Annotated in this window: 23 protein-coding genes; 16 read left to right on the top strand and 7 right to left on the bottom strand. The window is 61.8% G+C overall.

What is annotated here, in order from left to right; translation table 11 throughout:
• Positions 1-203: 203 nt before the first annotated feature.
• The gene (locus H7847_RS10635; RefSeq protein ID WP_227269462.1) at positions 204-1,154 is read left to right on the top strand and encodes a LysR substrate-binding domain-containing protein; all 951 of its coding nucleotides are present in this window, start codon (positions 204-206) and stop codon (positions 1,152-1,154) included.
• A gap of 34 nt (positions 1,155-1,188) precedes the next feature.
• Here the strand turns inward: H7847_RS10635 and H7847_RS10630 are convergent, their stop codons facing one another.
• On the bottom strand, positions 1,189-2,667 hold the full coding sequence (locus H7847_RS10630) for an alpha/beta hydrolase (RefSeq protein ID WP_227269461.1): 1,479 nt from the start codon (positions 2,665-2,667) through the stop codon (positions 1,189-1,191).
• An 84-nt stretch (positions 2,668-2,751) separates the two neighbouring features.
• On the opposite strand from H7847_RS10630, the gene H7847_RS10625 reads away from it, so the two are divergent.
• The 4 genes from H7847_RS10625 to H7847_RS10610 all read left to right on the top strand — a co-directional run bounded on the left by H7847_RS10625 (position 2,752) and on the right by H7847_RS10610 (position 6,282).
• Positions 2,752-3,465, top strand: coding sequence for a hypothetical protein (locus H7847_RS10625; protein WP_227269460.1), 714 nt, complete (start codon positions 2,752-2,754; stop codon positions 3,463-3,465).
• Positions 3,462-4,580, top strand: a complete 1,119-nt coding sequence (locus tag H7847_RS10620; protein WP_227269459.1) for an AAA family ATPase — start codon at positions 3,462-3,464, stop codon at positions 4,578-4,580. Before H7847_RS10625 ends, H7847_RS10620 begins: the two co-directional genes overlap by 4 nt.
• A 4-nt stretch (positions 4,581-4,584) precedes the next feature.
• On the top strand, positions 4,585-5,814 hold the full coding sequence (locus tag H7847_RS10615) for a vWA domain-containing protein (protein WP_227269458.1): 1,230 nt from the start codon (positions 4,585-4,587) through the stop codon (positions 5,812-5,814).
• Positions 5,815-5,883: 69 nt separating this feature from the next.
• Entirely contained in the window at positions 5,884-6,282 is a 399-nt protein-coding gene (locus H7847_RS10610) for a c-type cytochrome (protein WP_227269457.1), read from the top strand.
• A 21-nt stretch (positions 6,283-6,303) separates the two neighbouring features.
• Here H7847_RS10610 and H7847_RS10605 read toward each other — a convergent pair whose 3' ends face one another.
• Positions 6,304-9,537 (bottom strand): chemotaxis protein CheB, encoded by a 3,234-nt coding sequence (locus tag H7847_RS10605; RefSeq protein WP_227269456.1) that lies wholly within the window; start codon positions 9,535-9,537, stop codon positions 6,304-6,306.
• Between the two features lie 243 nt (positions 9,538-9,780).
• Between H7847_RS10605 and H7847_RS10600 the strand changes: the two genes are divergently transcribed.
• The 3 genes from H7847_RS10600 to H7847_RS10590 all read left to right on the top strand — a co-directional run bounded on the left by H7847_RS10600 (position 9,781) and on the right by H7847_RS10590 (position 12,075).
• On the top strand, positions 9,781-10,452 hold the full coding sequence (locus tag H7847_RS10600) for a hypothetical protein (RefSeq protein WP_227269455.1): 672 nt from the start codon (positions 9,781-9,783) through the stop codon (positions 10,450-10,452).
• A 72-nt stretch (positions 10,453-10,524) separates the two neighbouring features.
• Positions 10,525-11,469, top strand: a complete 945-nt coding sequence (locus tag H7847_RS10595; RefSeq protein ID WP_227269454.1) for an aldose epimerase family protein — start codon at positions 10,525-10,527, stop codon at positions 11,467-11,469.
• A gap of 255 nt (positions 11,470-11,724) precedes the next feature.
• A complete protein-coding gene (locus H7847_RS10590; protein WP_227269453.1) occupies positions 11,725-12,075 on the top strand; it encodes a TfoX/Sxy family protein in 351 nt (116 codons plus the stop codon).
• A 30-nt stretch (positions 12,076-12,105) separates the two neighbouring features.
• Here the strand turns inward: H7847_RS10590 and ndk are convergent, their stop codons facing one another.
• Positions 12,106-12,528 carry a nucleoside-diphosphate kinase gene (gene ndk / locus H7847_RS10585; protein ID WP_227269452.1) on the bottom strand — a complete coding sequence of 141 codons (423 nt, stop codon included), beginning with the start codon at positions 12,526-12,528 and terminating at the stop codon, positions 12,106-12,108.
• A gap of 139 nt (positions 12,529-12,667) precedes the next feature.
• On the opposite strand from ndk, the gene H7847_RS10580 reads away from it, so the two are divergent.
• Complete coding sequence (locus tag H7847_RS10580) at positions 12,668-14,530, top strand: ABC-F family ATP-binding cassette domain-containing protein (protein ID WP_227269451.1); 1,863 nt, start codon at positions 12,668-12,670, stop codon at positions 14,528-14,530.
• Here the strand turns inward: H7847_RS10580 and bchJ are convergent.
• Together bchJ and bchE are read right to left on the bottom strand one after the other, a co-directional pair.
• Positions 14,527-15,168 carry a bacteriochlorophyll 4-vinyl reductase gene (bchJ, locus tag H7847_RS10575; RefSeq protein ID WP_227269450.1) on the bottom strand — a complete coding sequence of 214 codons (642 nt, stop codon included), beginning with the start codon at positions 15,166-15,168 and terminating at the stop codon, positions 14,527-14,529. The genes H7847_RS10580 and bchJ overlap by 4 nt on opposite strands.
• Complete coding sequence (bchE, locus tag H7847_RS10570) at positions 15,161-16,831, bottom strand: magnesium-protoporphyrin IX monomethyl ester anaerobic oxidative cyclase (RefSeq protein ID WP_227269449.1); 1,671 nt, start codon at positions 16,829-16,831, stop codon at positions 15,161-15,163. Before bchE ends, bchJ begins: the two co-directional genes overlap by 8 nt.
• Positions 16,832-17,032: 201 nt before the next feature.
• Here bchE and H7847_RS10565 point away from each other — a divergent pair, with 201 nt between their 5' ends.
• A complete protein-coding gene (locus H7847_RS10565; protein ID WP_227269448.1) occupies positions 17,033-17,665 on the top strand; it encodes a MarC family protein in 633 nt (210 codons plus the stop codon).
• Positions 17,666-17,716: 51 nt separating this feature from the next.
• On the top strand, positions 17,717-18,298 hold the full coding sequence (locus tag H7847_RS10560) for a retropepsin-like aspartic protease family protein (RefSeq protein ID WP_227269447.1): 582 nt from the start codon (positions 17,717-17,719) through the stop codon (positions 18,296-18,298).
• Here the strand turns inward: H7847_RS10560 and H7847_RS10555 are convergent.
• Together H7847_RS10555 and H7847_RS10550 are read right to left on the bottom strand one after the other, a co-directional pair.
• Entirely contained in the window at positions 18,295-18,759 is a 465-nt protein-coding gene (locus H7847_RS10555; RefSeq protein WP_227269446.1) for a DNA polymerase III subunit chi, read from the bottom strand. The two genes, H7847_RS10560 and H7847_RS10555, sit on opposite strands and share 4 nt — an antisense overlap.
• 4 nt (positions 18,760-18,763) lie before the next feature.
• Positions 18,764-20,236 (bottom strand): leucyl aminopeptidase, encoded by a 1,473-nt coding sequence (locus H7847_RS10550; protein WP_227269445.1) that lies wholly within the window; start codon positions 20,234-20,236, stop codon positions 18,764-18,766.
• A gap of 137 nt (positions 20,237-20,373) precedes the next feature.
• On the opposite strand from H7847_RS10550, the gene lptF reads away from it, so the two are divergent.
• Genes lptF through pdxA form a run of 5 tightly spaced genes read left to right on the top strand, consistent with a single transcriptional unit; the run spans position 20,374 to position 26,918 of the window.
• Positions 20,374-21,501, top strand: a complete 1,128-nt coding sequence (lptF, locus tag H7847_RS10545) for an LPS export ABC transporter permease LptF (protein ID WP_227269444.1) — start codon at positions 20,374-20,376, stop codon at positions 21,499-21,501.
• Positions 21,498-22,595, top strand: coding sequence for an LPS export ABC transporter permease LptG (lptG, locus tag H7847_RS10540; protein ID WP_227269443.1), 1,098 nt, complete (start codon positions 21,498-21,500; stop codon positions 22,593-22,595). The genes lptF and lptG overlap by 4 nt, the downstream gene beginning before the upstream one ends.
• Positions 22,596-24,713 (top strand): LPS-assembly protein LptD, encoded by a 2,118-nt coding sequence (locus H7847_RS10535; protein WP_227269442.1) that lies wholly within the window; start codon positions 22,596-22,598, stop codon positions 24,711-24,713.
• A 7-nt stretch (positions 24,714-24,720) separates the two neighbouring features.
• Positions 24,721-25,941 carry a peptidylprolyl isomerase gene (locus H7847_RS10530; RefSeq protein WP_227269441.1) on the top strand — a complete coding sequence of 407 codons (1,221 nt, stop codon included), beginning with the start codon at positions 24,721-24,723 and terminating at the stop codon, positions 25,939-25,941.
• The gene (gene pdxA, locus H7847_RS10525) at positions 25,938-26,918 is read left to right on the top strand and encodes a 4-hydroxythreonine-4-phosphate dehydrogenase PdxA (protein ID WP_227269440.1); all 981 of its coding nucleotides are present in this window, start codon (positions 25,938-25,940) and stop codon (positions 26,916-26,918) included. Before H7847_RS10530 ends, pdxA begins: the two co-directional genes overlap by 4 nt.
• Positions 26,919-26,934: the final 16 nt, after the last annotated feature.

Raw genomic sequence — 26,934 nt, 5'->3', positions numbered from 1 at the left:
GTCGACGCGGTGCGTATGCCCTGCTGTGCACGCCGGATTACTGGTGTCACTATCAGTCCCTTCCCCAAACGGGCATGGCAAAACGATTTGGACGCGGATCAACGCCCCAGACCCAGAGTGCCGCAAAACCAACAATCCTCTGCACAGAATTTTTCAGGCCTTTGCCCCTAGAAATGAGAGCCAAAGAATGTTGTGCTGCGGGCATGACCCGCAAGCGCAACGCTCTCCCCTCGCTCGACTACCTGATCGCCTTTGAGGCGGCCGCCCGGCTCGGCGGGTTTGCGCGCGCCGCGGAACACCTGCACATCGCTGAAAGCGCGGTGAGCCGGAAAGTCAGGTTGCTGGAGGCGCACTTCGGCTGCGCTCTGTTTACCCGAGGGCACCGGTCTGTCACGTTGACACGAGAGGGTGCACGCTATTTCGAGGCGATTGCCCCCCCTCTGGACGCGCTGCAAGCCGCCGCCGACACGATCCTGCCCGGCGGCGCGGAAGATACCGTCGATCTGGCCGCAACGCATTCGGTCGCATCGCTCTGGCTGCTGCCCCGGCTGCCCCGCTTTCATCGCGAGAACGCCGCTCTCCGGATCAAGCTGACGGCCTCCGACAGCGATGCCGAATGCCTCTCGGACGAAAGAGCGCTGACGATCCTGCGCGGTGAGGGCACCTGGCCCGGCTACGACGCGGAACTGCTCTTTGGCGAGACGGTCTTTCCGGTTTGCGCCCCCGCCTATCGAGACCAATGGCCCGAGACGCTTTCGGTCGCCACGACGCAACAGCTCGACCTGATCGAGGTCAGCAGCACCCACCCGGAGTGGATGGACTGGCGCCAGTGGCTGGAGGGTCGGGGCATGGGACGGCCCGTCGAGGACCGCCAGACGCTCTTTAACACCTATCCGCTGGCAATTGAGGCGGCGGTCAGTGGTCTTGGCATCGCGCTCGGCTGGGGTCATCTTGTCGACCGGCATCTGGAGCGCGGCCAGCTGATCCGGCCCTTTGGCGACGCAGCGCTGCAGACGACATCGGGCTACTACCTGTTGCGCCGGCAAGGCCGGACTGCGCCCGCCGCCCAGACCCGCGTCGCCCGCTGGCTGCTGCGCGAGAGCGCCGCGCGCCGCCGCTATGGTGCGGGCGGAGAACCCAGCGCTCCCCCTTGAAACCTGACCACAGGGCATGGAATACCGGTGCAGATCAGCCCACAAAAAGCGGTGTGCTGGCGGCAATCGACCAGGCCAGGATCACCGCAAGGGCAAGGGCTGCCGTCTCGGGGTTAGTCCTGACCGCGACGGCCCGTGCCATCGTGCCATAGACCACAAAGAACAACACCATCACCGGCAGCACCGTAAAGAGCACACCCATGCTCTGTGGAAAGACGATCATGCTGCCGGACAAGGCCACCACAGGCACGACACGCAGGGTGACCCGCCGCCAGAGCGGTGCCCCCGCCGCCAAAACGCGGTCTGCCAGTACAAACGGGACCGTCCCCAGCAAAAGCCAGAGCATCAAGGGCACCCGTGGTCCGGTCGGCAGAAAGGCTGCCGCATAACGATCAAGCGCCAGCGCAAAGGCCCCCAGCCCCCAAAGCAGCAGAAGCGCGATGCCGCCCAAACGGGGCAACTGCGGACGGTAGCCCGCCGCCACAAGGACGATCAATGCAACGCTCCCCCAGATCGCGAAGAACAACAAGAGCGCCCCGAAAGCCGCTGTCTGCATCAAACCGCCTCCGAGCAACACCGCCGCCGCCATCGCGGGGAGTACCGGCATCAGGACACCGACCAGAAACGTCCTCAAGGGCACCGGGGCCTGTGGTCCTCTCCGCGCAGGCAAGAGCCGCGTGAGCGGCCACATCAGGATCGCCAGCCCCACAAGCAACGCAAGAATGGCACGCCCCCGCGCCTGCGTCTGACCGCTTTGCGGTCGGGCAAAGGCATCGTTCAGCCAGGCGCGGGTCTCCTGCATGGTCAGAGGGGCAAAAAGCACCGCCACATGTTCGGTCCGCGGGACCGACACCGCCCGGCGCAGAACCAGTCCGTTGCGCACGGTCTCGGCCTCCTCCGCGCGGTCGCCCACCAGCGCCACCGCGTCGAGCGCCACGGCGCGCAGGCGGTCCTCCCACTGGCCGGACAGGATCAGCAGACGCTCCGGAAAATCGGCGGTGATGGCATCCGAATACATCGAGATGGCGACGATTGCAGCCACGTCCGGGATGTCTTCAGCGGCGCGGATGATGATATCGGTCGCCATGGAATGTCCCAGCAACGCCAGCGGGCCCGCCAATCCGGCCTCCTGTTGCAGCGCCTGCACGACCGCGCGGGTCTGCCCGACCAGTTGCTGGGTTGTCCCCTCAATGCGCGAGACATCCGCGGACATCCGATCCGGGTTACGGCCATGGCCCAGAAAATCGAATGCCGCGACCGTAAAGCCCGCCCGCGCCAGATCGCGCGAGATATACTGCATCATCTGCCGCGACCCGGCAAAGCCGTGCGTGATGACGACCAGCGGGCCTTCGGTCTCGGTTCGGTAGAGCGATACCGCGCCGGCCTGCGTCTCAATGACCTCCTCCGAGACCGTCGCGCGCTCCGCTTCGAGCTGCCAGATGCTGAGGATCACCGCCAGAGCGGCGACCGCCCACAAGACAAACGCAGCAAGGTTCTTTGCAAACCGGGTCATGGCGCATCCCTCCTCCGCAGGGTGCCCGGGAAAGGTGGCTCGACGGCACCCATCAGGCGCACTAGGTAGCGGAGGGGAGAAATCATGTTCATCGTATGCCCTTCAACACTTTACAACCACAAGGCGCTGGAAACACGGAGCGTGCCCAAGCGAATGATAGGGCGGATTTCGCTGATTCCACGCCGCGAGGCAACAGGCCGCATGGTGGCGCGGCTGATCTTCGAGGTGCAGGTGCTGCGGTTTCTGGGCGCACTGATGCCCTTCGTGGTCGCCATGCTGATCTGGCCCGACCTTGCGCTGCCGATTTCACAAGCGCCGATTCCGATGCTGATCCTCATTGCCTTTGTCGAAACGCGGGTCTTCAACATGCCAAAGGAAAAGCGTGAAGCGCTTGTCACAGAGGATGAAATGGCCCGCACATTGGACGCCCTGCGCTTTAACGGAACCCGGGTGCTGACCCGGATCGCGGCACGCCGGGGGATGGCAGCGGGCGAGCTTCATCTGGTCGTTGAACAGTCGGAATTGGCCCGCGTGACACCGCTGACCCTGGTGTCGGTGCAAAAGCCCGCGCCTGACCCGGCGGTGCTGGACCTGGACCCGCAAGCCCGTCAATGGCTGCGGGAGGCGCTTTTTGACGAGACCCTGACCGAAAAGGCGCTGCACGCGGTCACCCTGCGCCAGGCGACATCGATCCACATGGTCACGCTGGAGACCGGGACAATTTCGGCCCATGCCCGGATGGCGGCACTGCGGGAAACGCCCCCGACCCCGCGGCCCGGAAATGAGGTCACGTCATGAGCCTGAACACCCCCCCGATCTCTGCAGGCCGCGCGCTGGAGGTACTGCACGCCGGTTGGCAAGCGCAGGCAGACGGCCGCCTGACCGCCTCATGGATGCTGCACGGGCGTCCCGGTGTAGGCAAATCCCAGATCGTGCAGCAGCTCGCCGACGTGATCGGCGCCAAGCTTTTTGATCTGCGCCTGACGACCATCGAGCCGCAGGATCTGCGGGGCCTGCCCTACTACGACCATGACCAGCGCAAGACCGTCTGGTACCGCCCCGAAGACCTGCCCGACGATCCACAGGCCCCGGCGATCCTGTTTCTGGACGAGCTGACAGCCGCCTCGCCTTATCTGCAACCCACCGTCTATGGGTTGCTGCAGGAACGTCGGGTCGGACAGCATCTGTTGCCGGACAGCGTGCTGATCGTGGCGGCAGGCAATACGGTCGAGGATGGCGCCATTGCCTATGAAATGGGTACCGCTCTCTCTGACAGGTTGATCCATCTGCACGTGCAGGCCGATCCCAAGGACTGGCTGGAGACCTATGCCGCCCTCAAGGGGCTGTCGCCCGCAGTGACCGCCTTTCTGCGCAGCCGACCCGATCTGCTGGAGACCACGGAAGAGAGCTTGCGCCGGGGTCACCTCATCACCTGCACGCCCCGTGCCTGGGAGCGGGTCAGCGAGATCATGAGCGCTGTCCCTGACCGTGCCACCAGGCAGACGCTGATTGCGGGTACCGTGGGCGACGCCGCCGCGGCCGAGTTTGCCGTTATTGCAGATGAAATCCAAGCGTCGGTTCAGATCAATGACATCCTGCAGGCAACTGAAAAAGAAAGGTTTTCACTCTTTCCCGAAAGCTTGCACGGGATGAATGCCGTGGTTTTCGGGCTGGTCGGTGCGGCCAACCCGCACACCCTCTCAGAGATCATCGACATCATGGAACAGATCCGGCACGTCGCCCGTCATCGCGACACGCCAGCCTTCGCACAGCTCCCCTTGGCGGAATTGAGCGCCTTCGGCTTCGAGATGCTGATGGCCAAAGCGTTTCGGGACGGGCTTCAGGACGCGTTCACTGGGTCGGCAGCCTATGCGCGCTACGCGGCAGACCGCCAGGCGCTGGGGCTGGACTAGCGCCTTGACGCGGCGCTCCACCCGTGTGACGCGCGCGCTTGCGCATTTGCCGGACGTGGACCCCGGCCTCGCGGCGCTGGCCCTTTGGTGCGACACAAAGGATGCTGACGGCCCCCGGACGATCACCTCCGGCGACGCGATCCATATCGGGACGATGTTTCAGAACCTTCCCCTGCGGGAGCAGATCGGTGTCCTCGGGCATCATGTCCTGCACATCGCCTTCCGACATGAGGCCCGGCAGCAGGCCATGCAGGCGCGGTTTGGTGCCCAGTTCGATCCGCTGACCTACAATCTCTGCGCCGATGCCATCGTCAATGAATGCCTGCTCCGCGCCGGGCATGCCCTGCCACGTCCAGCGGTGACGCTCTCGGAGTTGATCGCAGACGTAATCTCCGATCCCGCTGAGGATGGCAAAGACCTCTTGAGCATCTGGGATGTAGATCGACTTTACCTTCGCCTTGCAAGCGCTGGAAACAAAAAGAAAAAGAAACAGGGTGACTATCAGGCCGCCAAGGCCTTTGACTCCGACCTGGAACCGGACAACCCTGCTGCGGACACGGATCAGAAAGACGCTGCATGGCAGGCCCATCTGATCCGGGCGGCGCAAACGGCTGGGGCCGCCGGGCGCGGCATCGGCACGGTCCTGCGCCAGCTCAGCGACATCCGCGTCAGCCGCACGCCTTGGGAGCATCGCCTGCGCCGACTGCTGGCAAAGGCGGTCACCGACGCCCCGCGACGGTCCTATCGCAGGCCGCGGTCCGCCTGGGTTGCCGCCGAAAGCGACGCCCTGCGCCGCGGTGGCCCCTCCCCGGTTTTCGAGCCCGCAACCGATCGCCGGTCCATAGGTCCGCGGGTTGTTGTCGGCATCGACACCTCCGGCTCGATCAGCCCCGACATTCTGTCGCTTTTCGCGGGGGAAGTGAGCAGCATCACCCGGAAAAGCACGGTCGAAACCCACGTTCTATGCTTTGACGAAGCGGTCTATGCCCACCACATCCTGACCCCGCTGACGGGGCAAAATGTGTTCGAGACCCTCACCTTTCGACGGGAGGGAGGCACCTCTTTCGTGGAGGTTCTGAGCATCGCGTCACGCCTGTCCCCGTCCTTGATCGTCATTCTGTCTGATATGCTGGGCCTCCATGGGCCCGCCCCGGCAGCACCGGTAGTCTGGGCCACGCCCCTGCCCGCCCGCACGCCACCGCCCTTTGGCGAGGTGATTGAACTGATCCGGTAGCGCAATCGTTTGACCTGCCCGAATGAACCTGAAAAACTGCACGCAGTGCTGTCATGGGGGGAGGAAACCATGGTGCGATACATTTTGCCGCTGCTTGTTCTGTGCGGCACGTCATCCCTGGCGGATAGTCATGATCCGGGCCACCGCCTCTTCCAGTTGCATTGTGCTGTCTGCCATGGTGCTGATGCGCGTGGCACAGGCAGTATGGCGGATGCCCTCACCGTCGTTCCCGCAGATCTGACAATCCTGCAAAAGCAAAACAATGGCATCTTTCCGACCGCCCGTGTCGTGGCTCAAATCGACGGGCGTGCCAGCCTGCCGGGCCATGGCAGCAACATGCCGGTCTATGGCTGGTTCTTCGAGGGACCGAAGACAACGATGATGGCGGGCGACGGGCAAACCCTTGAAGCGAGTGCCGCGATCGCTGATATCGTGCGTTGGTTGCTGACGATCCAGAGTTCGCGATGAGCTTGAAGCCACACAGAATGTTTAGTCCAACGCCCTAAACACACCGATCACACGCCCTACCTTGCCGGACGGATCTTTGCGTGCCAGGCCAAAAGTCTCAACATTGATCGTTTCACCGTTGCCGTTAATCAAACGGTTCTTGAGATGGAATTCGCCACCCTTCTTGCGCACCTGGTTGACCTGCTTGCGCACCTTCTCCCGGTCAGCGGGGTGATAGAATTCAACCGCCTTGTCAAAATCCGGCGTAAAGGTCTTGGGGTCCTGTCCATGGATGCGGAAAACCTCATCCGACCAGAAAACCGAATTGTTTTCCAAATCAACGGACCAAAAGCCGATCTTGGCCAATTGCTGCAGCAAAAGCAGCTGTGCGAGTGCATCCTCGGCCCGATCCCGGGTCTCGACAACCTCGGAGATATCCTGCCCGAATGTATAGATCGACGGCTCCTCGGACGCCGGGTCGTAAAATAGGGAGGTTTCGGAATTCACCCAAACCTCCTGACCATCCTCGATAGAAGTCATCTGGATGACCTCTCTCAGGCTGCCGTCTTTCGATTTCAGCAGGGCTGCATCCCGATCCCGTGTCTGCTTGGCAAGCTGCTTAGAGGCAAACTTGAAGAAATTCGACCCCTCCGCCTTTTGCCGCGTGGTACCAAGGAAGCTGGCCGACTTTTCGCTGATACGCAGGATTGTTCCGTCTTTCGCGCGGTTCAGCATATGAATTTCGCCATGATCCAGAATCAGATCAAGCTCTTGGGCCAGCCCCGGGAATTCCGACACCACCATCGTCACCCCCTTCATCTGACCGCGCATGTCAAAAAACGGCGAGCAGGTCAGCTTGAAGCGGGAGCCACCCGAGGTGAATTCCTTGGAGATCGGTTCGCCCAGCTTGAGGGTCTCATTACAAATCGGTGCCAGCGACGGATAGCTCTCCGGCAGGACACACTGGCTGATATGCGGATTGGAGATCGGGCGCGCCAGGCTGAACATCTGGGCGGCCGCATTGGTTGCCTGCGAGATTTGCAACGCGGTATCGAGCACCATGATCGACAAGGGGGCCGTTTCCAACACCGACATCAATTCGCCCGTCCGTCCGCTGAGTTCGGCCGCGGTGACCTGAAGTTCCTCGTTGACGGTGATCAGCTCCTCGTTGGTGGATTGCAATTCCTCATTGGAGGTTTCCAGCTCTTCATTGGTGGCCTGCAACTCTTCGTTGGTGGATTGCAATTCCTCGTTCAGCGATTGCAGTTCCTCGTTCGAGGTTTCCAGCTCTTCGATGGTTTGCTGCAACGCTTCACGGGTGGTGGCGACCTCATCCTCGAGAAACCGGATGCGGTCACTGTCAAAGCCGCTATCCTCTTTGGCCTGTCCACTGCCATTGGTGATTTCCTTGGCGCGGTCGATCTGCACCTCGCTAAAGACCACCAGGGCCACGCGTTCGTTCAACTCTCGCGCGATGATCGGATAGACGTCGAGCCGGATTTCGGCGTCATCATCCTCGGCCAAAAGGTGGCGCACGCCGCTGCGGTGTTCCCCATGTTTGAGCGCCAGCGTCACAAGGCTGCGAGCCTCCTCCCGAAAGGGCCTGCGCAGCAGATCGATGTGCATCTTCAGGCTGCTGGTCTCGTTCATTTCGATAAAGGAGCTCACGTTGCCATAGACCCGAACAATCGAATACTCATCCGTCACCAGGACCGAGTTTTTCCCCAAAGACAGGGCCAGCGCCTCGAACATCTGGCGGTCGGTGGAATGCGCCTGCGACTGGGTGACCGGCACCTGCGCAATTTTGCGGGATTTTGGCAGGCTGCGCGTATTGGCAAAAGGCGTATGCTCGGACCTGCGAATCGATCTTCGGCGGTAGATATGCGCGGAGTTGCTGTCCTGAATGAACATCTCATCCGATCCGGCGACCGTCTCAGCCGTCCCGAGGAACATCATAGAGCTTTCCGTCATCGCGTAGTGGAACCGCGACATAACCTTATGCTGGAGCGCATTTCCAAAATAAATCAACAAGTTGCGACAACATAGCAGCTGCACTTTCTGGAACGGCGGGTCCTGACACACGTTGTGATCCGAAAACAGAATGGCGGAACGCAGCGAGTCTATGACGCGAATGCCATCGTTTTGCTTGATGAAATAGCGATCCGCCAGCGCCTTGGGAATATCATTGAGCGCCGCCATCCCGTAGACGCCCTTGCGGGCAACCTCCAGCGCGTCCTTATCGATATCCGTTGCAAAAATCTGGACATGGTCCTTGAGCTGCACCGCAGGTCCGCCCAGCGCTTCGGCCAGAAGAATTGCGATCGAATAGGCCTCTTCCCCAGTGGCACATCCCGCCACCCACACGCGAAACGGCGTGTTTGAGTCCTTCTTCAGCAAGGCCGGCAACATGTCCTTGAGCTGTTCAAATTCTGACTTGTCGCGGAAAAAGCGGGTGACCGAGATCAGCAGATCCTTGAAAAGCGCATCGACCGCATTCGGGTTCACCCGGCAGAACTGTGTGTACTCTTCGTGGCTTTCAATGCCCAGGGCCACCATCCGCCGCTCGATGCGCCGATTGATGGTTGTCTGTTTGTATTCGCGAAAATCCACCCGTGTCCGCGCCAAGAGGATCTGCAACAGATCCGCGGAGGGGCTGCTTTCCGACGTCTCCTGACGGAAGGCGTCAAAATCACGGGGCGACGTCAGGATTTTCTGAAGATGCGTGCCGATTTCGAAAGGCCGCAACACCAGATCGATACATCCGGTTTGCATGGCGGCCATTGGCATGCCGTCATATTTGGCACTTTCGGTATCCTGCGCGATGGTGATGCCGCCGGCTTCGCGGATCGCCTGCACGCCATAGGCCCCATCGGTACCGGTGCCCGACAGGATAATCGCCATCGACTGCTCGCCATGCGTGTCGGCCAGACTGAGCAAGAAGCGGTCGACCGACGGTTTTGGCGAGGCCACCTCATGGCTGGGCTCAACAAGGCACAGCTTGCCCGCATCATAGATGATATCTGTGTTGGGCGGCGTGACATAGATGACACTTGGCTCGGGCTTTATGCCGTCCTGTACGTCTTTGACCTTGAGGCTGGTCTGACGTGCAACCAGTTCGGTCATCAGGCTTTTATGATGCGGTGACATGTGTTGAACAACGACATAGGCGACCTTCAAGTTGGTCGGCAGGGTCGCCACAAGTTCGCGGATCGCCTCCAGCCCCCCGGCAGATGATCCAATACCAATGATCGTGATGTCTTTTTCGTCTGTGCTCAAAGTTCTTGCCCCTGTTCGTCCCGGCCCTCTTTCGGGCTGATTACTCTTAGGTTAACACTGAATAGTCTGCAATTGGCAACCTTGGGTTGCGAAGTATTAGTCGTTTTCCACTAGAATGATTGGCAGAGAAAGACAAAGCCTCTTTTGATCCGACACGCAACAGGCACCGTACGGTGCATTTACAGATCGTCGAGGGAATGGGCGCATGATCTAGGTGTTTTTCTTAATGCGCGGTGCATATTCATGAAAGCTTTACCTCAGACCCAGTCTATTCACTCCGATCTTTCGGATCGTACAATTACTCTCAACCTCACACTCAAAGCGGCCGACGTTGTGTCGATCCGCTCCTGCGAGGTAATCGGGCGCAGCTTCAGAAACCGGGTTTCGTTTCAAGAGACAACCGATATCGAAGGGGTTCTGGTCGGGCGCCTGGCAGACGCCATCAGGTCCTGTCTGAAAAGACTGCCGGGCGGTGCGCAAGTTCTGGCCTTGCCCGAATTTCTGGTAGAGGTGCCGGGGTTGATTCTCTCCGGCCTGCATATCATGATCATGGAAGCCAAGGACGGGGTCCGCAACGCAATCTTCCGTTTCAAGGAGTTCATTGGCGGCATCAACAACGCGTTTCTGACCGATCTGGGCTTTCAGGAGACCTCTGCGACACATAGCGAAAAGCTGGCGGTGAACGTGCTTGCAGAAATATGCCTGCCAATCTTCAACCTTTGCCAAACCTTTGAGCAGATGAACCTCGGCAAGGGCACGAACGCGCCGGAATTCATTCTGCGCGCCCGAGAGTTTGAGTTTCAGACCGAGTTGCTCAAGCGGTTCGTCTTCAATGCAGGCGTTGGACATGCAGCGGCGACGGAAACATACATCGATGCGCGCCTCACCCCCGATGTGGGTCGGCTGGCCATCTAGGCACCACACACTCGCACGGCTTTTCAATGTCCGGTTTTCTGGTATTGCGCAGAAATACGAGGAGATCGGCCCATGATCGTATTGCAATCGAAGCGCCTGCGCGCGCATGTACTGACGCAAGGCGCAATTCTCTCCGGCCTTTGGCTTGCGGGGCACAACCACAGCCTCGTTCTCGGCGCGCCGGAGCCCGCGACCTACAGCCGCGCGTTGCCGTATTTCGGGGCTGTTGTCGGACCTGTCGCAAATCGGGTCGGGGGCGCTGAGGTCACGATCAGATGCAAAGTTTGGCAGATGCCCGCAAACGAGGGCGCGACCTGCCTGCATAGCGGCCCGCAGGGGCTTCACACCCGTATCTGGCATATCGCAGAACAGTCCTTGCGCCATGTGGTCCTGCGCTGTCATCTGGACCATGGCGCGATGGGCCTGCCCGGCGTGCGTGAGATCACCGCCACCTATCGCATTACGGATGATGGCGTCCTGGGCCTGACGCTGACCGCGATCAGTGACCGTGACACGGCGATGAACCTGGCCCATCACCCCTACTGGAACCTCGACGGCAGCCCCACGGTCGGCGGCCACCGGCTGCAGGTCATGGCGGAGACTTACCTGCCCGTGGACGACCAGACCCTGCCCACTGGCCAGATCGCCAGTGTCACCGGCACGTCTTACGATTTCCGCACCGCCCGCGCCGTTCCTACAGATCTGATGCTGGATGCTTGCGCCTGTCTGGCCTCTGCCCGCCGTCCCACCTTAGAAACGGCTGCGATCCTGTCGGCACCGCCGGGCCTCCGGTTGCAGATTGACACAACCGAACCCGGCCTGCAGATTTACAACGGCGCAGGCCTTGAGCCCGCCCCTGCCGCCCTTCATCCAGGGCAGCGTCTTGGCCGCTGTGCCGGCATCGCACTGGAACCACAAGGCTGGCCGGACGCCCTGCGACACGAGGGATTTCCCAGCATCCTGCTGCCCGCAGGCCAGCTCTATGAGCAGCGCACGGAATACTGCATTTCGGACTAAATTTCACGAACTGTCACAGTATTGCCATGCCAGAGCCGCCAGAGCGGCCGTAACCGATGCTCTGCTGCCTTGCATTCAAATGCTCCACGCCAAAAAGGAAAGCAGCACCATGACCCGCAAGACACCGCCATCGCAGCCCCCGCGCCCGACATCGCCCAAGACCCCGCCACCATCCCCTCCCATTACCGATTACGCAAGCATCTGATCGATACAGTCAGAGTGGCAGTGTCGCGCAAACCACGCTAGAACCTGCCCATGTCTGATCCCATCTCATCGATCCGCAACCTCGGTCCTGCCTTTGAGGCGGCCTGTCGCGCGGCAGGCATCACCTCGGCAGAGCAGTTGCGGACACTGGGCGCGGACGAGGCCTATGCAAGGCTCCTGAGGCATGGGACAAGGCCGCACTTCATCGGATATTACGTTCTGGTGATGGGGCTGCAAAACCGACCTTGGAATGACTGCAAGGGCGACGAAAAAAAGGCGCTGCGCGCGCGGTTCGACGCCATCAAGGCACAGGCCTTCGACAAGAACCTCGACAGTTTTGAACGGATGATGGATCAGATCGGCGTCCGCGCCCAATCAGAAAAGGGCCAGCCCAACGGCTGACCCCTTCTGCGTCTCAAAGCTCTGATGAGCTTAACCGACAAGTTCCATGCCGGAGAAGAAATACGCAATCTCGACCGCAGCGGTTTCGGGCGCGTCCGAGCCATGCACGGAGTTTTCACCCACGCTCTCGGCAAATTCCGCCCGGATGGTGCCGGGCGCCGCGTCCGCGGGGTTGGTGGCCCCCATGACTTCGCGGTTCTTGGTGATCGCGTCCTCGCCTTCCAGCACCTGAACAACAACCGGGGCGGACGCCATGAACTCACACAGTTCATCGTAGAACGGACGCTCCGCATGCACGGCATAGAACACCCCGGCCTGCTGCTTGGTCATGTGGATGCGCTTTTGCGCGACGATGCGCAGACCGGCGTCCTCGAACTTGGCGTTGATCTTGCCCGTCAGATTACGGCGTGTGGCATCGGGTTTGATGATCGAAAAGGTGCGCTCAAGGGCCATGAGAGGTCTCCTGCAGGGGGTTGATTTGCGGCGCGTCTATCATGGGGGTTCTGCATGGAAAAGGGGTTTATTCGGGCCAGCGCCGCGCACCGAACAGATCGCATTGACATGACCTCCCGTGTGGTCCAGTGCAGGGCGTATGTTGCGCATAAACGATATCAGTTTTTCGATCGAAGGCCGCCCGCTGTTCGACGGGGCCAGTGCCGTCATCCCGGACGGGCACAAGGTTGGTCTGGTCGGGCGCAACGGCGCGGGCAAGACCACGCTCTTCAAGCTGATCCGGGGCGAACTGGCCCTCGACGGGGGTGATCTGTCGCTGCCCTCCCGCGCCAAGATCGGCGGCGTCGCGCAAGAAGTGCCCTCGTCCGAAACCTCCCTGCTGGATACCGTGCTGGAGGCGGATACCGAACGCGCGTCCCTGATGCGCGAAGCCGATACCACCCAGGACCCCGCGCGGATCTCCGAGATCCAGACCCGGCTGGCCGACATCGATGCCTGGTCGGCAGAGGCCCGCGCCGCCACGATCCTCAAGGGTCTGGGCTTTGACGATGACGAACAGCTCAAGCCTTGCTCCGATTTTTCGGGCGGCTGGCGAATGCGGGTGGCGCTGGCCGCGGTGCTCTTTGCCCAGCCCGATCTGCTGCTGCTCGATGAGCCGACGAACTACCTCGATCTGGAAGGCGCGCTCTGGCTTGAGGCCTATCTCGCCAAATATCCGCACACGGTCATCATCATCAGCCACGACCGGGGCTTGCTGAACCGGGCCGTGGGCGCGATCCTGCATCTCGAAGACCGCAAGCTGACGTTTTATCAGGGCCCCTATGACCAGTTCGCCCGCCAGCGCGCCGAACAGCGCGCGTTGCAGGCCGCGATGGCCAAGAAACAGCAGGCCCGGCGCGATCACATGCAGGCCTTTGTCGACCGGTTCAAGGCCAAGGCGTCGAAAGCGAAACAGGCGCAATCGCGGCTCAAGATGATCGAAAAGATGGATATGATCGCGAGCCCCGAACAGGTCGCCAAACGCGTCTTTAGCTTTCCCGAACCCGAAGAGCTCTCACCGCCCATCATCTCCATCGAAGGCGGGGCCGTGGGGTATTCCGAAACCCCGGTGCTGAGCCGTTTGAACCTGCGGATCGATCAGGATGACCGGATCGCGCTGCTGGGCAAGAACGGCCAGGGCAAATCCACCCTGTCAAAGCTGCTGTCGGACCGGTTGGTGCTGATGCAGGGGCGCGCGATCAAGGCCAACAAGCTGCGGATCGGATTCTTCGCCCAGCATCAGGTGGAAGAGCTGCATGTGAACGAGACCCCGCTGCAGCACATGATCTCGGCGCGTCCGGGGGTGCTGCATTCCAAGCTGCGCGCGCAGTTGGCGGGCTTTGGCCTGGGGCCGGAGCAGGCCGAGACCGAGGTCGGGCGGCTCTCGGGCGGGCAAAAGGCACGGCTCTCGCTGCTGCTGGCCACGCTGGATGCCCCGCATCTGCTGATCCTCGATGAGCCCACGAACCACCTCGACATCGAGAGCCGCGAGGCCCTGGTGGAGGCTCTCACGGCCTATTCCGGTGCCGTGATCCTCGTGAGCCACGACATGCATCTGCTGTCAATGGTGGCAGACCGGCTCTGGCTGGTCTCGAACGGCACCGTGGTGCCCTATGAAGATGACCTCGACAGCTATCGCAAGATGCTTCTGACGCCCTCAAAGCCCGTCAGCAAGGGGGCCGCAAAGCCAAGACCCGAGGTCAAAGCCAAGACCGCCTCCCGCGATGAAATCCTCGCCCTGCGGGCCGATGTCCGCAAATCCGAAGCCCGCGTCGAAAAGCTCAACGAGATGCGCGACAAGCTGGCCAAGAAACTCGCTGACCCTGCCCTTTATGAAGACAACAAACATGGCGAACTTGCGGTCTGGAACAAGAAATACGCCGAAGTGATGGAGGCGCTGGAGCGCGCCGAAACCCTATGGATGACCGCCTTGGAGCGGCTCGAAAAAGCGGGCGCGGCCTAGACTTCCAGCCCCTTGAAATGCGCGCGTTTTTTCTGCCGCCGGACGACAAAGCGGCAGAGATCGCCCCCGCAACCACAGCAGGACACTTCCTCGCAGAAATAGGGGCGTCCGAGCACGGCACTGAAAAGCTCTTCAAAGACCGCCGCATGCCAGTGACAGGGATGCGGGTTGTGCAGGTCGATATCTGCCAGAGGATTGTCGCGCAGCATAAAATGAATCTCACGCCCTTGTCGTGCGGTCCCGAGCGTGCCGGAGCCGCAAAAGGTCCAGGCATGCGCGGCAATGGCACGAGTCAGCGCCCGCTCACCCAGCGCGCGCGGCAAAAGTCTCAACGCCAGACGCGCGGTCGCGGGCATGCGATGCGTGCGGATATAGCGTGCGGTGGCCGCCCCTGCCTGTTCCGACAGCTCCCGCGCCTGCGCGGGGAAAAGCTGCCACATCGCGCGGTGCACCCGGCCTACCTCGTCTTCGGGGATCATCCCCTTGCCCGACGGCATCGGCACGCGGCAAAGGTCCAGAAGCTGCGCCATCACCCCTGCACCCAAAAGCCTCTCCACCGGGCCTGCCAGTTGCAGGATCGCATTGGGCCCGATGCGCGCCGTGCTCTTGAGGTCAGGCTGGCAGGGCCCGTCAGGCATCCGCCTCTTCCATTTGCTGGCTGCCGCCGCCGCAGGCTTTCACCTGCGCGCCGTTGGGCATCTTGAAATCCGCGCTGCGCGCCACGGCGCGGGCCTTGCCCTGCGCCCGGATGGCCTCCCGGCGCTCTGCGGCACGTTTGGCGCGATCGGCCGAGGCCTCCCAGTCTTCGAGCTGCGCCTCGGCTATTGTGCGGCTCTCGTCAAAGTCGAAATCCACCGTGTCCTTGGTTTGCGGTCCCCAGTATCCCGCCTTGCCCAGATCGTAGAAAGTGCGGCTGACACCCGCCTTGAGGAACGCCTTGAGACAGCCCAGCAGATAGCGGCGCCTGTATCCCGTTCCCCGCCACGGATAGTGAAACAGCGCCTTGCGCATGTAAAAGCGCCGGTAATTCTTCATCACCCCGTCGAGCAATTCGCCCCGCGTCAAGGCGGCAGGTTTCATGATCGGTGTGACGAAATTGTACTTGGAGAAGTCAAAGATTTCGACCTGATCCTTGAGCTCCTGAAACAGCGGCGTGAAAGGCCAGGGCGTATACATCGCCCAGTTCGCCAGGTCGGGTTGCCAGTCCCAGGCCATCTGGAAGGTCTCTTCCAGCGTCTCCTTGGTCTCGTTGTCGAGCCCGACGATGAATTGCGCCTCCACAAAGATGTCGGCCTCGCGCAACAGCCGAATGGCTTCCTTGTTCTGCTCAACGGTGGTTTCCTTGTTGAACTGGTCGAGCTTGAGCTGCGCGGCCGCCTCGGTGCCCAGCGACACGTGCACCAGCCCCGCCTTGCGGTAAAGCGGCAGCAATTCGCGGTCGCGGTAGATGTCCGTCACGCGCGTGTTGATGCCCCATTGCACCTTCTCGGGCAGGCCGCGGGCAATCAACTCCTCGCAGAACTGGATGAACTTCTTGCGGTTGATGGTGGGCTCCTCATCGGCAAGGATGAAAAAGCCGACGTCATGTTCGTTGACCAGTGTTTCGATCTCATCGACGACCTTGATGGGATCCCGCACGCGGTAATCGCGCCAGAATTTCCATTGCGAACAGAACGAACAGGTAAAAGGACAGCCCCGCGCCATATTGGGAATGGCGACTTTCTTGTTCAGCGGGATGTAGATGTATTTGTCCCACTCCAGCAGGGACCAGTCCGGCTCGATGGCGTCGAGGTCCTTGACCGTGGCGGCGGCTTGCGTTGCCATGATCGTCTCGCCATCGCGAAAAGCGAGCCCCTTGATGGTCTTGCGCGCCGACGGCCAGCGGCCATCCTCAAGTGCGCGCATCAGATCGACGATGATCTCCTCTCCCTCACCGCGCACGATCACATCGATCCAGGGGGCCTCTGACAGAACCTGCTTGTACATGAAGGTCGCGTGGATCCCGCCCAGAACACGCAGGGCATTCGGGGCCACCTCCTGCGCGATTTCCATCACCCGCTCGGCCACATAGATCGACGGTGTGATCGCCGTGCAGCCCACCACATCAGGCCGCAGGTCCCGCAGCTTTCGGGCCAGCGTGTCATCGGCCAGATCGTTGGTCATCGCATCGATGAAATGCACATCATCAAAGCCCGCACGCTTCAGCGCGCCCGCCAGATAGGCGACCCAGGCCGGCGGCCAGTTCCCTGCAATCTCAGCCCCGCCAGAATGATAATTGGGGTGAATAAAGACGATGCGCATGGGGAACCTCCGACACTGTGTAAGATATTTCTGACATATATAGTGTCTACTTTTATTGACATAGATCAAACAGGCGATTCAGCGGCCTCCATCAAGAACCAACCTTTCCCACGCAGATCATTTGCGTTTGCAGGCAAGCTCGCCTAAGCCGCTGGATCACAACAGCCTGCGCGCGCAGCAAAGGCACGGACAGGAAAACCCATGACCGTCGATACTGCTTTTCTGATTACAGCTTTCGTGACGATGTTTGTCGTGATCGATCCCATCGGCCTTGCCCCGCTGTTCGTGGCGCTCACCCAAGGCATGCCGGACCGGGCACGCCGCCGGATTGCGATACGCGCCACCCTGATTGCGGCGCTGATCCTGCTGGCCTTTGCCGGCTTTGGCGAAGCTTTGCTGAGCTTTATCGGCATCTCGATGCCCGCCTTCCGCGTGGCGGGGGGGATCCTGTTGTTCCTGACCGCCCTTGATATGCTCTTTGAAAGGCGCACCAAGCGGCGCGAAAACCAGTCCGAGGAAGATGACCACGACGACCCGTCGGTCTTTCCCCTGGCGATCCCGCTGATTGCCGGTCCCGGTGCCATCGCCTCGGTGATCCTGCTGATGGGCCAGCGCCCGGGGCTGGAGGGCTCTGTGATGGTCTTGGGCGTGACCGGGCTGGTGCTGTTGATCGTCATGGGGTTTTTCATGGTCAGCGGCCTGATCGAACGCGCCCTGGGCAAGACCGGCATCACGGTTGTCACCCGGCTCTTGGGCATGTTGCTGGCCGCGCTGTCGGTGCAGTTCGTGCTCGACGGCCTGGCCGCCTTTGGATTTGGCCCCGGCGCGGGCTGACATCTGGCGCACCTTCCCTATATTCTAGGGAGACATACAGGAGAGCTTCCTTTGGACAGTTTCGACACAGGCCGCCTTATTTATCTGATCCTGCTGGGACTGATGGTGGCAGGCTGGTTTTTTGCGCAGGGGCGCGGCTCGTGGAACAAGAGCCTGCAACAGGCCGCGATCTGGGCGTTCATCTTTGGCGGCGCCATCGCGGCCTATGGGCTTTGGGGGGATATCTCGCAGACCGTGCGGCCCCAGCAGTCTGTCTTTGCCGATGAGGGTCGCATCGTTGTGCCGCGCAGCCCGAACGGACATTACTACATCCAAACGGAGGTGAACGGCGCACCGGTCAGTTTTGTACTTGATACCGGGGCAACCTCCCTGGTCCTGACCAAAAGCGATGCGGTGGCGGCGGGCATTGACCCCGAGGGGCTAAGCTACTTCGGGCGCGCCATGACCGCCAATGGCGAGGTGCGTACCGCCCCGGTGCGGCTGGAGCGCATGTCTATCGGCCCGTTCATCGATGAAAACGTCAGTGCGGTGGTCAACGAAGGCGAGATGGGCAGCTCGCTCATGGGCATGACCTACCTGCAGAAATGGGGCCGGATCGAGATCGCGGGCGATACGCTGACGCTGGTACGTTAATCCTGCGTCTGCGCTTTTTTCTGCCACGCGCCGCTTTCCTCCGACCAGTATTCCGCCAGCGCGCCCGCCTCCTTGAGCGCCCGCCACTGGTTCCTGGCGCGCTCAAGCGCCTCCGCATCGTTGCCATCGAAAAGCACGCAGACACGCTCAAGCGCCTCGGTCTCGGATGCGCTCACCTCCGCCCCGTCGATGGACATCAGACAGGTCGCGGCATTGGCGCCCTGCGTGCCGGTGCTGAGCAGGATCGGTTGCAACGCGTCATGTGGCCCGCCGGCGAGCCCATGGGGCAGAAACCCGTCCTCGGACCCCTGCCAGAGCTTTTCATCGAGCCAGGCCATGCGCTCCTCTGATCGGCCGCGCACATGAACGCGCCAGCCCGCCTGCCGGGCCTTGCCCAGCAGCATGACCAGCGTGTCCTCCATCGGGCGGCGCGTGAGGTGGTAGAACATGGCCTTGCCCAAGGGTCTACTCCGTCTCGTAGTTGTCCGCGACCAACCGGTCGAGCGCACGCACGCCCCATCCCGTGGCCCCCTTGGGCGCCAGCGGCGTGTCAGACTTGACCGAGGCAACGCCGGCGATATCGAGGTGAATCCACGGCACCCCCTCCTTGACAAAACGTTGCAGGAACTGCGCCGCCGTGATCGACCCCGCGGGGCGCCCGCCGATGTTCTTCATATCCGCGATCGGGGATTTCAGCATGTCGTCATAGGCCTGCCCGAGCGGCATGCGCCACGCCCCCTCGCCTTCGGCTTCCGCCGCCTTCAGGAACGCCTTGCAAAAGGTGTCGTCGTTGGAGAACACGCCTGCGTTCTCATGCCCCAGACCGATGATGATCGCCCCTGTGAGGGTCGCCAGATCAATCATCGCCGCAGGCTGGAACCGTTCCTGCGTGTACCACATGGCGTCGCACAGCAAGAGGCGGCCTTCGGCGTCGGTATTCAGGATCTCGACCGTATCGCCCTTCATCGAGGTCACGACATCGCCAGGGCGGATCGCGGTGCCCGAGGGCATGTTCTCGACCAGGCCGACGATGCCGACCACATTGGCCTTGGCTTTGCGCAGGGCCAGCGTGCGCATCACACCCGCAACCGTGCCAGCGCCGCCCATGTCCATCGTCATGTCTTCCATGCCGGCGGCGGGCTTGAGACTGATGCCGCCGGTATCAAAGACCACGCCCTTGCCGACCAGCGCCAGCGGGGCCGTGCCCTCGGCCCCGCCGTTCCATTGCATCACCACCACTTTGGTGGGGCTGGCCGAGCCCTGCCCGACCGCCAGCAGCGTGCGCATCCCCAGCTCTTCCAGCTTGTCCTCTTCCAGCACCTCGACCTTGAGGCCGATGCTTTCCATCTCGACAAGCCGGTCGGCAAAACTCGTGGTAGTCAGGATGTTGGCCGGCTCGTTGACCAGATCGCGGGTAAAGAATGTCCCCTCCGCCACCGCCATCAGAGGCTCTGCCGCCGCCGAGACCGCCGCCTTGTCGTTGCACATCACCTCGATGCTGCCCGCCTTGGCCTCAGCATCGGTCTTGTGCGCCTGAAAACTGTAGTCGCGCAGCACGGCCCCCAGCGCAATCTGCGCGGCCCACTTGGAACTCCCGGTGGCCAACAGCAGATCCGCCTTGCCGCGCTGTTTGCCGACAATCGCCCCGGCCGCGCGGGCCTTGTGCACAGGGGCGCTGCGCGGCACACACAGGACATCGACCGCATCTGCGGCCATGCCGGCAGGATAGGCCAGCGTGAAGACGGTGCCGGGCTTCAGCCCTTCTGTCGCCTTTGCCTCCAGCGCCCGCTTCAGCGCACCTTTCGTAAGCCGGTTCACCCGGCGCGCTGACACATCCATCTTGCCGGTCTCATCGACAACGACGGCCACGCGCCCGGCATGATCTCCGAGCCGTTCGATATCGGTTTCAGTAAAGGTCACAGAGGTGGGCATGGTCATAACGAGAGCCTTCTTGCAGTGGGTTCGGTCATGGTCGTAGCGCGCCTGAACGGCAATGACCAGATAGCAGTTTTCCCGGCCCGAGCTTTGGTCTAACGTGACCGCAACGATACGAAACGACGAATGAGGGAATCGCAGTGGTCAGACTCGACAGATACGTACTGTCGCAACTGCTGGTGCTTTTTGGCTTTTTTGCGCTTGTGCTGGTGGCGATCCTGTGGATCAACCGCGGCGTGTCGCTCTTTGACCAGCTTATCAGCGATGGCCAGTCTGCCTTGGTGTTTCTGGAATTCACCGCCCTGGGATTGCCCAAGCTCATCACCACCGTCCTGCCCATCGCGACCTTCGCCGCTGCGGTCTATGTCACCAACAGGATGAACAACGAAAGCGAGCTGACGGTGCTTCAGGCGACCGGATCAGGCCCGTTCAGACTGGCACGGCCGGTGCTGGTCTTTGGTCTGATCGTGTTTGTCATGGCCTCGGCGCTGCACCACGTGCTGATGCCGCTGGCCCAGCAACAACTCAGCCATCGCCAGAACGAGGTCGCTCAGAACGCCACCGCACGGCTGTTGACCGAAGGCCGGTTCCTGCACCCCTCCGCAGGGGTCACCTTTTATACACAGGAAATCGATGACGACGGCGTCCTGCGCGATGTGCTTCTCTCAGACCGGCGCAGCGAGATCGAAGAAGTGATCTACACGGCGGCAGAAGCCTACCTGATCCGCAACGAAGAGAGCACGACGCTGATCATGGTGGACGGCATCGCCCAGCGTCTTGCAACGGCCAATGAGCGCCTGTCGACGGCGAATTTCCGCGACTTTTCCTTTGATATCTCGGCTCTGGTGCAGAATGACGCCAGCCAGCGACTGGACCCCGACAGAATGACCACGGTAAAGCTGCTGCAACCCTGGGACGCGCTGTCGCGCACAACCGGGGAGACGATCGGAAAGATCGCCGTGAGCTTCCATGCGCGCTTTGCCGACCCGCTCTTTTGTGTGGTGGCTGCTTTGATCGGGTTCTCCACGCTGATGATCGGCGGCTATTCGCGCTTTGGCGTCTGGCGCGAGGTTGCACTGGCCTTTGCGCTGTTGGTGGCCATCGACGGGGTCCGCAGCACCTTGCAAAGCCCGGTCCGCAGCGATCCGCAACTGTGGCCGTTGCTCTATCTGCCCTCTGCCTTCGGGGCCTGCCTTGTGGTGACCATGCTGTGGTTTGCGGCCAAGCCGCGCGGCGTGCTGCTGCGCCTGATGCGGAGAGCCGGATGATCCTGCATCTTTATTTCGCGCGACGTTTTGCAAACTGGTTTGGCATCGTCTTTGTTGGTCTTTTTGCGCTGATTGCGCTGGTCGATCTGGTCGATCAGACCCGCCGCTTTGCGGACCGGGGGGTCAGCGCGGGCGGGATTTTCGAACTGGTCATCCTCAACACGCCGGAGACGGTGAACCAGATCCTGCCGCTGATTGTCCTGATTGCGACAGTCGCCTTTTTCACCAGCCTTGCGCGCTCGTCCGAACTGGTGGCCACCCGCGCGGTGGGGCGCTCCGCGCTGGGGGCGCTTGTGGCGCCGGTCGGGGTGGTGCTGGTGCTCGGCACGCTGGCCACCACCATGCTCAACCCGATCGTGGCCGGGACCTCGAAAAAATACAGCGAACTGGCCCAGGGGTACCGCACGGGCGGTGCGTCGACCTTTTCGATCTCAACCGAAGGGCTCTGGCTGCGCCAAAGCACCGAAGAGGGTCAAATGGTGATCGGTGCCCTGCGGTCCAACCCGGATGCCTCGGTGCTTTATGATGTGACCTTCCTTGAATACGAGGAAACCGGGACACCTTTCCGACGCATCCGGGCAGACAGCGCCGAATTGCAGGCGGGCGAATGGCTGTTGCGCAACGCCAAGGAATGGCCGCTGGCCCGCGGCACCAATGCCGAGGGCAACGCGACCCTGCACGACCGGCTGGCCATCCCGTCGACGCTGACCGTGGAGCACATCCGCGAAAGCTTTGGCCGCCCCAACACGATCTCGATCTGGGACCTGCCCGATTTCATCCGGCAACTGGATCAGGCGGGGTTCTCCTCGCTGCAGCATCGGGTCTGGTTTCAGTCAGAAATTGCCCGGCCGCTGTTTCTGGTGGCGATGGTTCTGGTTGCGAGCGCCTTTACCATGCGCCATACCCGTTTTGGCGGCACCGGGCTTTCCGTGCTTGCAGCGGTACTTTTGGGGTTTGCGTTGTATTTCGTTCGAAGTTTTGCAATGATTTTAGGGGAAAACGGGCAGCTTCCGGTTTATCTGGCCGCCTGGGCCCCGCCCGTCGCCTCGGTTCTGCTCGCGTTCGGCCCCTTGTTGCATGCGGAGGACGGCTAGGTGATCCGTGCTGTCGTTCTGCTCGCCCTGACGCTTTGGCCCGTGATCGCTCTGAGCCAGGAAGATGCCGCACCAGCAGCGGTGCTGGTGGCCGATGACGTCTTTATCGCAGCAGACAGAGAGCTGGTGGCCCGCGGCAACGTAGAGGTTTTTCAGGACGGCGTGCGGCTGGAGGCGGAGGAAATCCGGTATGACCGGGTGAGCGGCGCGCTGGTCATCCAAGGACCGATCCGGATGCAGGACGGCGACAGCATCACCGTGCTGGCCAGCGCCGCCGAGCTTGAGCCGGACCTGCGCAGCGGTATCCTGACCGGGGCGCGGGTGGTGATGAACCAGCAGTTGCAGCTTTCGGCGGCCCAGATGCAGCGGGTCAACGACCGCTACAGCCAGCTCAGCAGAACCGCCGTCACCTCCTGCGAGGTTTGCGATGACGGCAAACCGCCGCTCTGGCAGATCCGCGCCCGCCGCGTGATCCATGACCGGGAGGAAAGGCAGCTCTATTTCGACCAGGCGCAGTTTCGCATCCGCAATGTCCCGGTGTTCTACTTACCCCGCCTGCGGCTGCCGGACCCGACGGTTGAGCGCGCGACAGGCTTCCTGTTCCCCACCTACGAAAGCACCTCGGATCTGGGTTTTGGCATCAAGATTCCCTATTTTATCACGCTGGGCGATGACCGCGATCTTACCGTGACACCCTACCTGTCAAGCCGGACAAGAACGGTGGAGTTGCGCTACCGCCAGGCCTTCACCAATGGTGATATCATCTTCAACGGTGCCGTCTCCCGTGATGACCTGATGGAGGGCAAGACCCGCGGCTATGTCTTTGGCCAAGGTAATTTTGCGCTCAGGAACGACTTCAGGCTGGTTTTCGATGTGGAGCTGACGTCTGACGACGACTACCTGCAGGACTACGGCTATTCCGGCAAGGACCGCCTCGACAGCCAGGTTGCGATAAGCCGCTACCGACGTGACGAGTTGATCTTTGGCAGCCTTGTAAATTTCAACTCTCTGCGCGACGGCGAAGGCGGCTCCACCAGCCCTTCCATCGTCGGGGATCTCTACTATGAACGGCGCTTCTTCCCGGCGGCCATCGGGGGCGAATTGCGCTTTAGTTCCAATGCACACAACCACATCCGGTATTCCGAAAGGGATATCGATGGTCGCGATGTCAGCCGGTTCAACACCCAGGCAGAATGGCTGCGCGGCTGGACCATTCCGGGCGGCGCACGCGCAGAGACCACGATCGGCCTGGCCGGTGACATTTTCAACATCACCCAAGACAGCACCACCAACCAGAACCAGACACAGTTCACCCCCTATACAACCGTGGCCCTGCGCTACCCGATGACCCGCGTGGACAGCACCGGGGCCACGCAGTTTCTCGAACCGATTGCGCAGCTGGCCTGGACCGGATCTTCGCAGCTCGACATTCCCAACGAGGAAAGCACATTGGTCGACTTCGACGAAGGCAACCTCCTGGCGCTGTCGCGCTTTCCCGCCCCGGACCGCCGCGAGCGCGGGACGGTCGGGGCCTATGGCGTAAACTGGGCGCGCTTTGCCCCGACCGGGTGGCAGGGAAACCTGACGCTGGGACAGGTTGTCCGAAACCAGTCGGATGACAGTTTCACCGAAGCCAGCGGGCTTTCTGGCCTCAGCTCTGACTACCTTGTCGCGGGGCAGCTGAAGACCGAAAACGGCTGGGCCCTGACCGCCCGCACCCTTTTCGACGACAGCTTTGATTTCACCAAGGCGGAGGTGCGCGGCTCTTATGACCACCGGCGCGGACGCGTCTCGGGCAGTTATCTGTGGCTGGTGGAGGACCCCAGCGAGGACCGCCTGCTCGACACCTCGGAAGTCTACCTGAACGGATTGTTCAACGTTGATAAAAACTGGGCAGCCAATGCGGACTGGCGCTATGATCTGATCGAGAACCGCGCCTCGACCGCCAGCCTGGGGATGACCTACTTCAACGAATGTGTGGAGATCGGTTTTTCGGTCCAGCGCAGATATACCTCCTCTTCAAGCCTTGAGCCCACGACCCGTTTCGGCTTAAGCATCGGGTTGCGGGGGTTCTCCGCCCTGAGCGGGTCAAACACGTACTCCAGAACTTGCGGATGATGGATAGATGACCAACCTGAAAAACCTTTGCGCTGCGATCCTGCTGTGGGCAGCGGCAACCATCGGCGTGCCGTCTTTTGCCCAAAGCCAGTTCAGCCCTTCCATCCTAGTGAACGAGGGGGTGATAACAGAGTTTGAGATTGCGCAGCGACAGCGGTTTCTGTCCCTGTTCAACGCACCGGGATCGGGGCGCCAATCGGTGATCGAGACGCTGATCGATGAACGGCTGCGCGAGCAGGCAATCGCCGAAGCGGGGCTCGAGCTGACCCAGGAATCCCTCGACGCCGGCATGTCCGAATTTGCCGCGCGGGTGAACCTTGAAGTCGAAGAGTTCAAGACCCTGCTGGCGGAAAACGGCATCGCCCCCGAGACGTTTGAAAGCTTTGTCAGCGTGGGCGTTGCCTGGCGTGACTATGTCTCGGCACGCTTTGGCGGACGGGTACAGGTCAATGAAGATGAGGTCGATCAGGCGCTCGGCACTACCAGTGCGGACACCACGATCCGCGTTCTGGTCTCGGAAATCATCATCCCGGCCCCCGAAGACAGGGCGCAGGAAGTCGAGGACATCGCCCGACAGATCGCCACGACCACCTCCGAGGCCGAATTCTCCGACTATGCGCGCGAGTATTCCGCGACTGCAACCCGCGACGAAGGAGGCCGCCTGCCCTGGCAATCGCTCAGCAATCTGCCGCCGGTTCTGCGCCCCCTGCTGCTGGGTCTCGCACCAGGTGAGGTCACCGACCCCTTGAACATCCCCAACGCGGTGGCCTTGTTTCAACTGCGCGGCATCGAAGAAACCGGCGCACCGACCCGCGAATACGCCGCGATCGATTACGCCGCATACTACATCCCCGGCGGTCGCACGCCCGCAGGGCTCGCCGCTGCCGAAGAGGTGCGGGCAAGGGTTGATGTCTGCGATGATCTCTACGGGGTCGCGCAGGGCCAGCCCCCCGAAACCCTGGAGCGCGGCAGCAAGCCACCGTCCGAGATCCCAACCGATGTCGCGCTCGAACTGAGCAAACTTGATGCCGGGGAAAGCTCAGTCGCCCTGACCCGGTCAAATGGCCAGACATTGATGTTCCTGATGCTGTGTGGCCGGACAGCCGCGGCAAACGAAGATGTCGCGCGGGAGGATGTGGTTGCCTCCCTGCGGACCAGCCGCCTGAACGCGCTGGCCGACAGCTTTCTTGAGCGGCTTCGCGCGGACGCCCGTATCACCTTCCAATGACCTCCGCGCTGGCGCCGATCGTCATCAGTTGTGGCGAACCAGCCGGGATCGGCCCTGAGATCACCCTGGGCGCCTGGCAACACCTGAAATCGGAGATTGTGATGGCCTGGATGGGCGATCCGCGCCATCTGCCGGAAGGGACGCCCTTCGAGATCATCGACGACATCGGCGAGGCCGCTGCGCTGGGGGGCCAGGCGCTGCCGGTCCTGCGACATGACTTTGCGTGCGACAACAGACCCGGACACCCTGATCCGGCCAACGCCAGGGGCGTGATCGACGTCATCGCCGCCTGCGTGGACCTTGTGCAGCGCGGGGCTGCCAGCGCGCTTTGCACGAGCCCCATTCACAAAAAGGCGTTGATCGACGGGGCGGATTTTGCCTATCCGGGACACACGGAGTATCTGCAGGCCCTTGCAGGGGGTGACACGCGGGCGGTCATGATGCTGGCCTCGGATGCCCTGCGGGTGGTGCCTGCGACCATCCACATCGCGCTGGAGGACGTGCCCCGCCACCTCACCCCGGAGGTGTTGCGCGACACCATCCGCATTACCCATGACGCGTTGCGCCATCAGTTCGGCATCGACGCCCCGCGGATCGCCGTCGCCGGGCTGAACCCCCATGCCGGCGAAAGCGGGGCCATGGGCAGGCAGGAAATACAGTGGATCGCACCGCTGATTGCCGAACTGGCCGCCGAAGGGCTGGACCTCCGGGGGCCTTTGCCCGCCGACACGATGTTTCACGCCCGCGCCCGCGCCGGGTATGACGCGGCTGTGGCGATGTATCACGATCAGGCGCTGATCCCGATCAAGACGCTCGACTTTGATCTGGGGGTGAACGTCACGCTCGGCCTGCCCTTCATCCGCACCTCGCCCGATCATGGCACAGCCTTTGACATCGCGGGCAAGGGCATCGCCAGTTCGACAAGCATGACGCAGGCCCTCAAACTGGCCGCGGCGATGGCAGCCTCCCGTGGGTGAAACGCAAGGTATCCCC

Source organism: Roseobacter weihaiensis, from assembly GCF_020622345.1.
Lineage (GTDB): Bacteria > Pseudomonadota > Alphaproteobacteria > Rhodobacterales > Rhodobacteraceae > Roseobacter > Roseobacter weihaiensis.
The sequence above is the reverse complement of the archived record's forward strand: the minus strand, read 5'-3'. Positions and strand labels throughout refer to the sequence as shown.

Excerpts from the sequence above, each read along its gene's own strand:
- H7847_RS10635 (WP_227269462.1), top strand. The coding sequence starts at position 204 with ATGACCCGCAAGCGCAACGCTCTCCCCTCGCTCGACTACCTGATCGCC.
- H7847_RS10590 (WP_227269453.1), top strand. The coding sequence starts at position 11,725 with ATGTCTGATCCCATCTCATCGATCCGCAACCTCGGTCCTGCCTTTGAG.
- bchJ (WP_227269450.1), bottom strand. The coding sequence starts at position 15,168 with ATGCCTGACGGGCCCTGCCAGCCTGACCTCAAGAGCACGGCGCGCATC.
- H7847_RS10610 (WP_227269457.1), top strand. The coding sequence starts at position 5,884 with ATGGTGCGATACATTTTGCCGCTGCTTGTTCTGTGCGGCACGTCATCC.
- H7847_RS10530 (WP_227269441.1), top strand. The coding sequence starts at position 24,721 with ATGACCAACCTGAAAAACCTTTGCGCTGCGATCCTGCTGTGGGCAGCG.
- H7847_RS10550 (WP_227269445.1), bottom strand. The coding sequence starts at position 20,236 with ATGACCATGCCCACCTCTGTGACCTTTACTGAAACCGATATCGAACGG.
- H7847_RS10630 (WP_227269461.1), bottom strand. The coding sequence starts at position 2,667 with ATGACCCGGTTTGCAAAGAACCTTGCTGCGTTTGTCTTGTGGGCGGTC.
- H7847_RS10620 (WP_227269459.1), top strand. The coding sequence starts at position 3,462 with ATGAGCCTGAACACCCCCCCGATCTCTGCAGGCCGCGCGCTGGAGGTA.
- H7847_RS10580 (WP_227269451.1), top strand. The coding sequence starts at position 12,668 with ATGTTGCGCATAAACGATATCAGTTTTTCGATCGAAGGCCGCCCGCTG.
- lptG (WP_227269443.1), top strand. The coding sequence starts at position 21,498 with ATGATCCTGCATCTTTATTTCGCGCGACGTTTTGCAAACTGGTTTGGC.
- H7847_RS10600 (WP_227269455.1), top strand. The coding sequence starts at position 9,781 with ATGAAAGCTTTACCTCAGACCCAGTCTATTCACTCCGATCTTTCGGAT.
- H7847_RS10565 (WP_227269448.1), top strand. The coding sequence starts at position 17,033 with ATGACCGTCGATACTGCTTTTCTGATTACAGCTTTCGTGACGATGTTT.
- H7847_RS10625 (WP_227269460.1), top strand. The coding sequence starts at position 2,752 with ATGTTCATCGTATGCCCTTCAACACTTTACAACCACAAGGCGCTGGAA.
- bchE (WP_227269449.1), bottom strand. The coding sequence starts at position 16,831 with ATGCGCATCGTCTTTATTCACCCCAATTATCATTCTGGCGGGGCTGAG.
- pdxA (WP_227269440.1), top strand. The coding sequence starts at position 25,938 with ATGACCTCCGCGCTGGCGCCGATCGTCATCAGTTGTGGCGAACCAGCC.
- ndk (WP_227269452.1), bottom strand. The coding sequence starts at position 12,528 with ATGGCCCTTGAGCGCACCTTTTCGATCATCAAACCCGATGCCACACGC.
- H7847_RS10595 (WP_227269454.1), top strand. The coding sequence starts at position 10,525 with ATGATCGTATTGCAATCGAAGCGCCTGCGCGCGCATGTACTGACGCAA.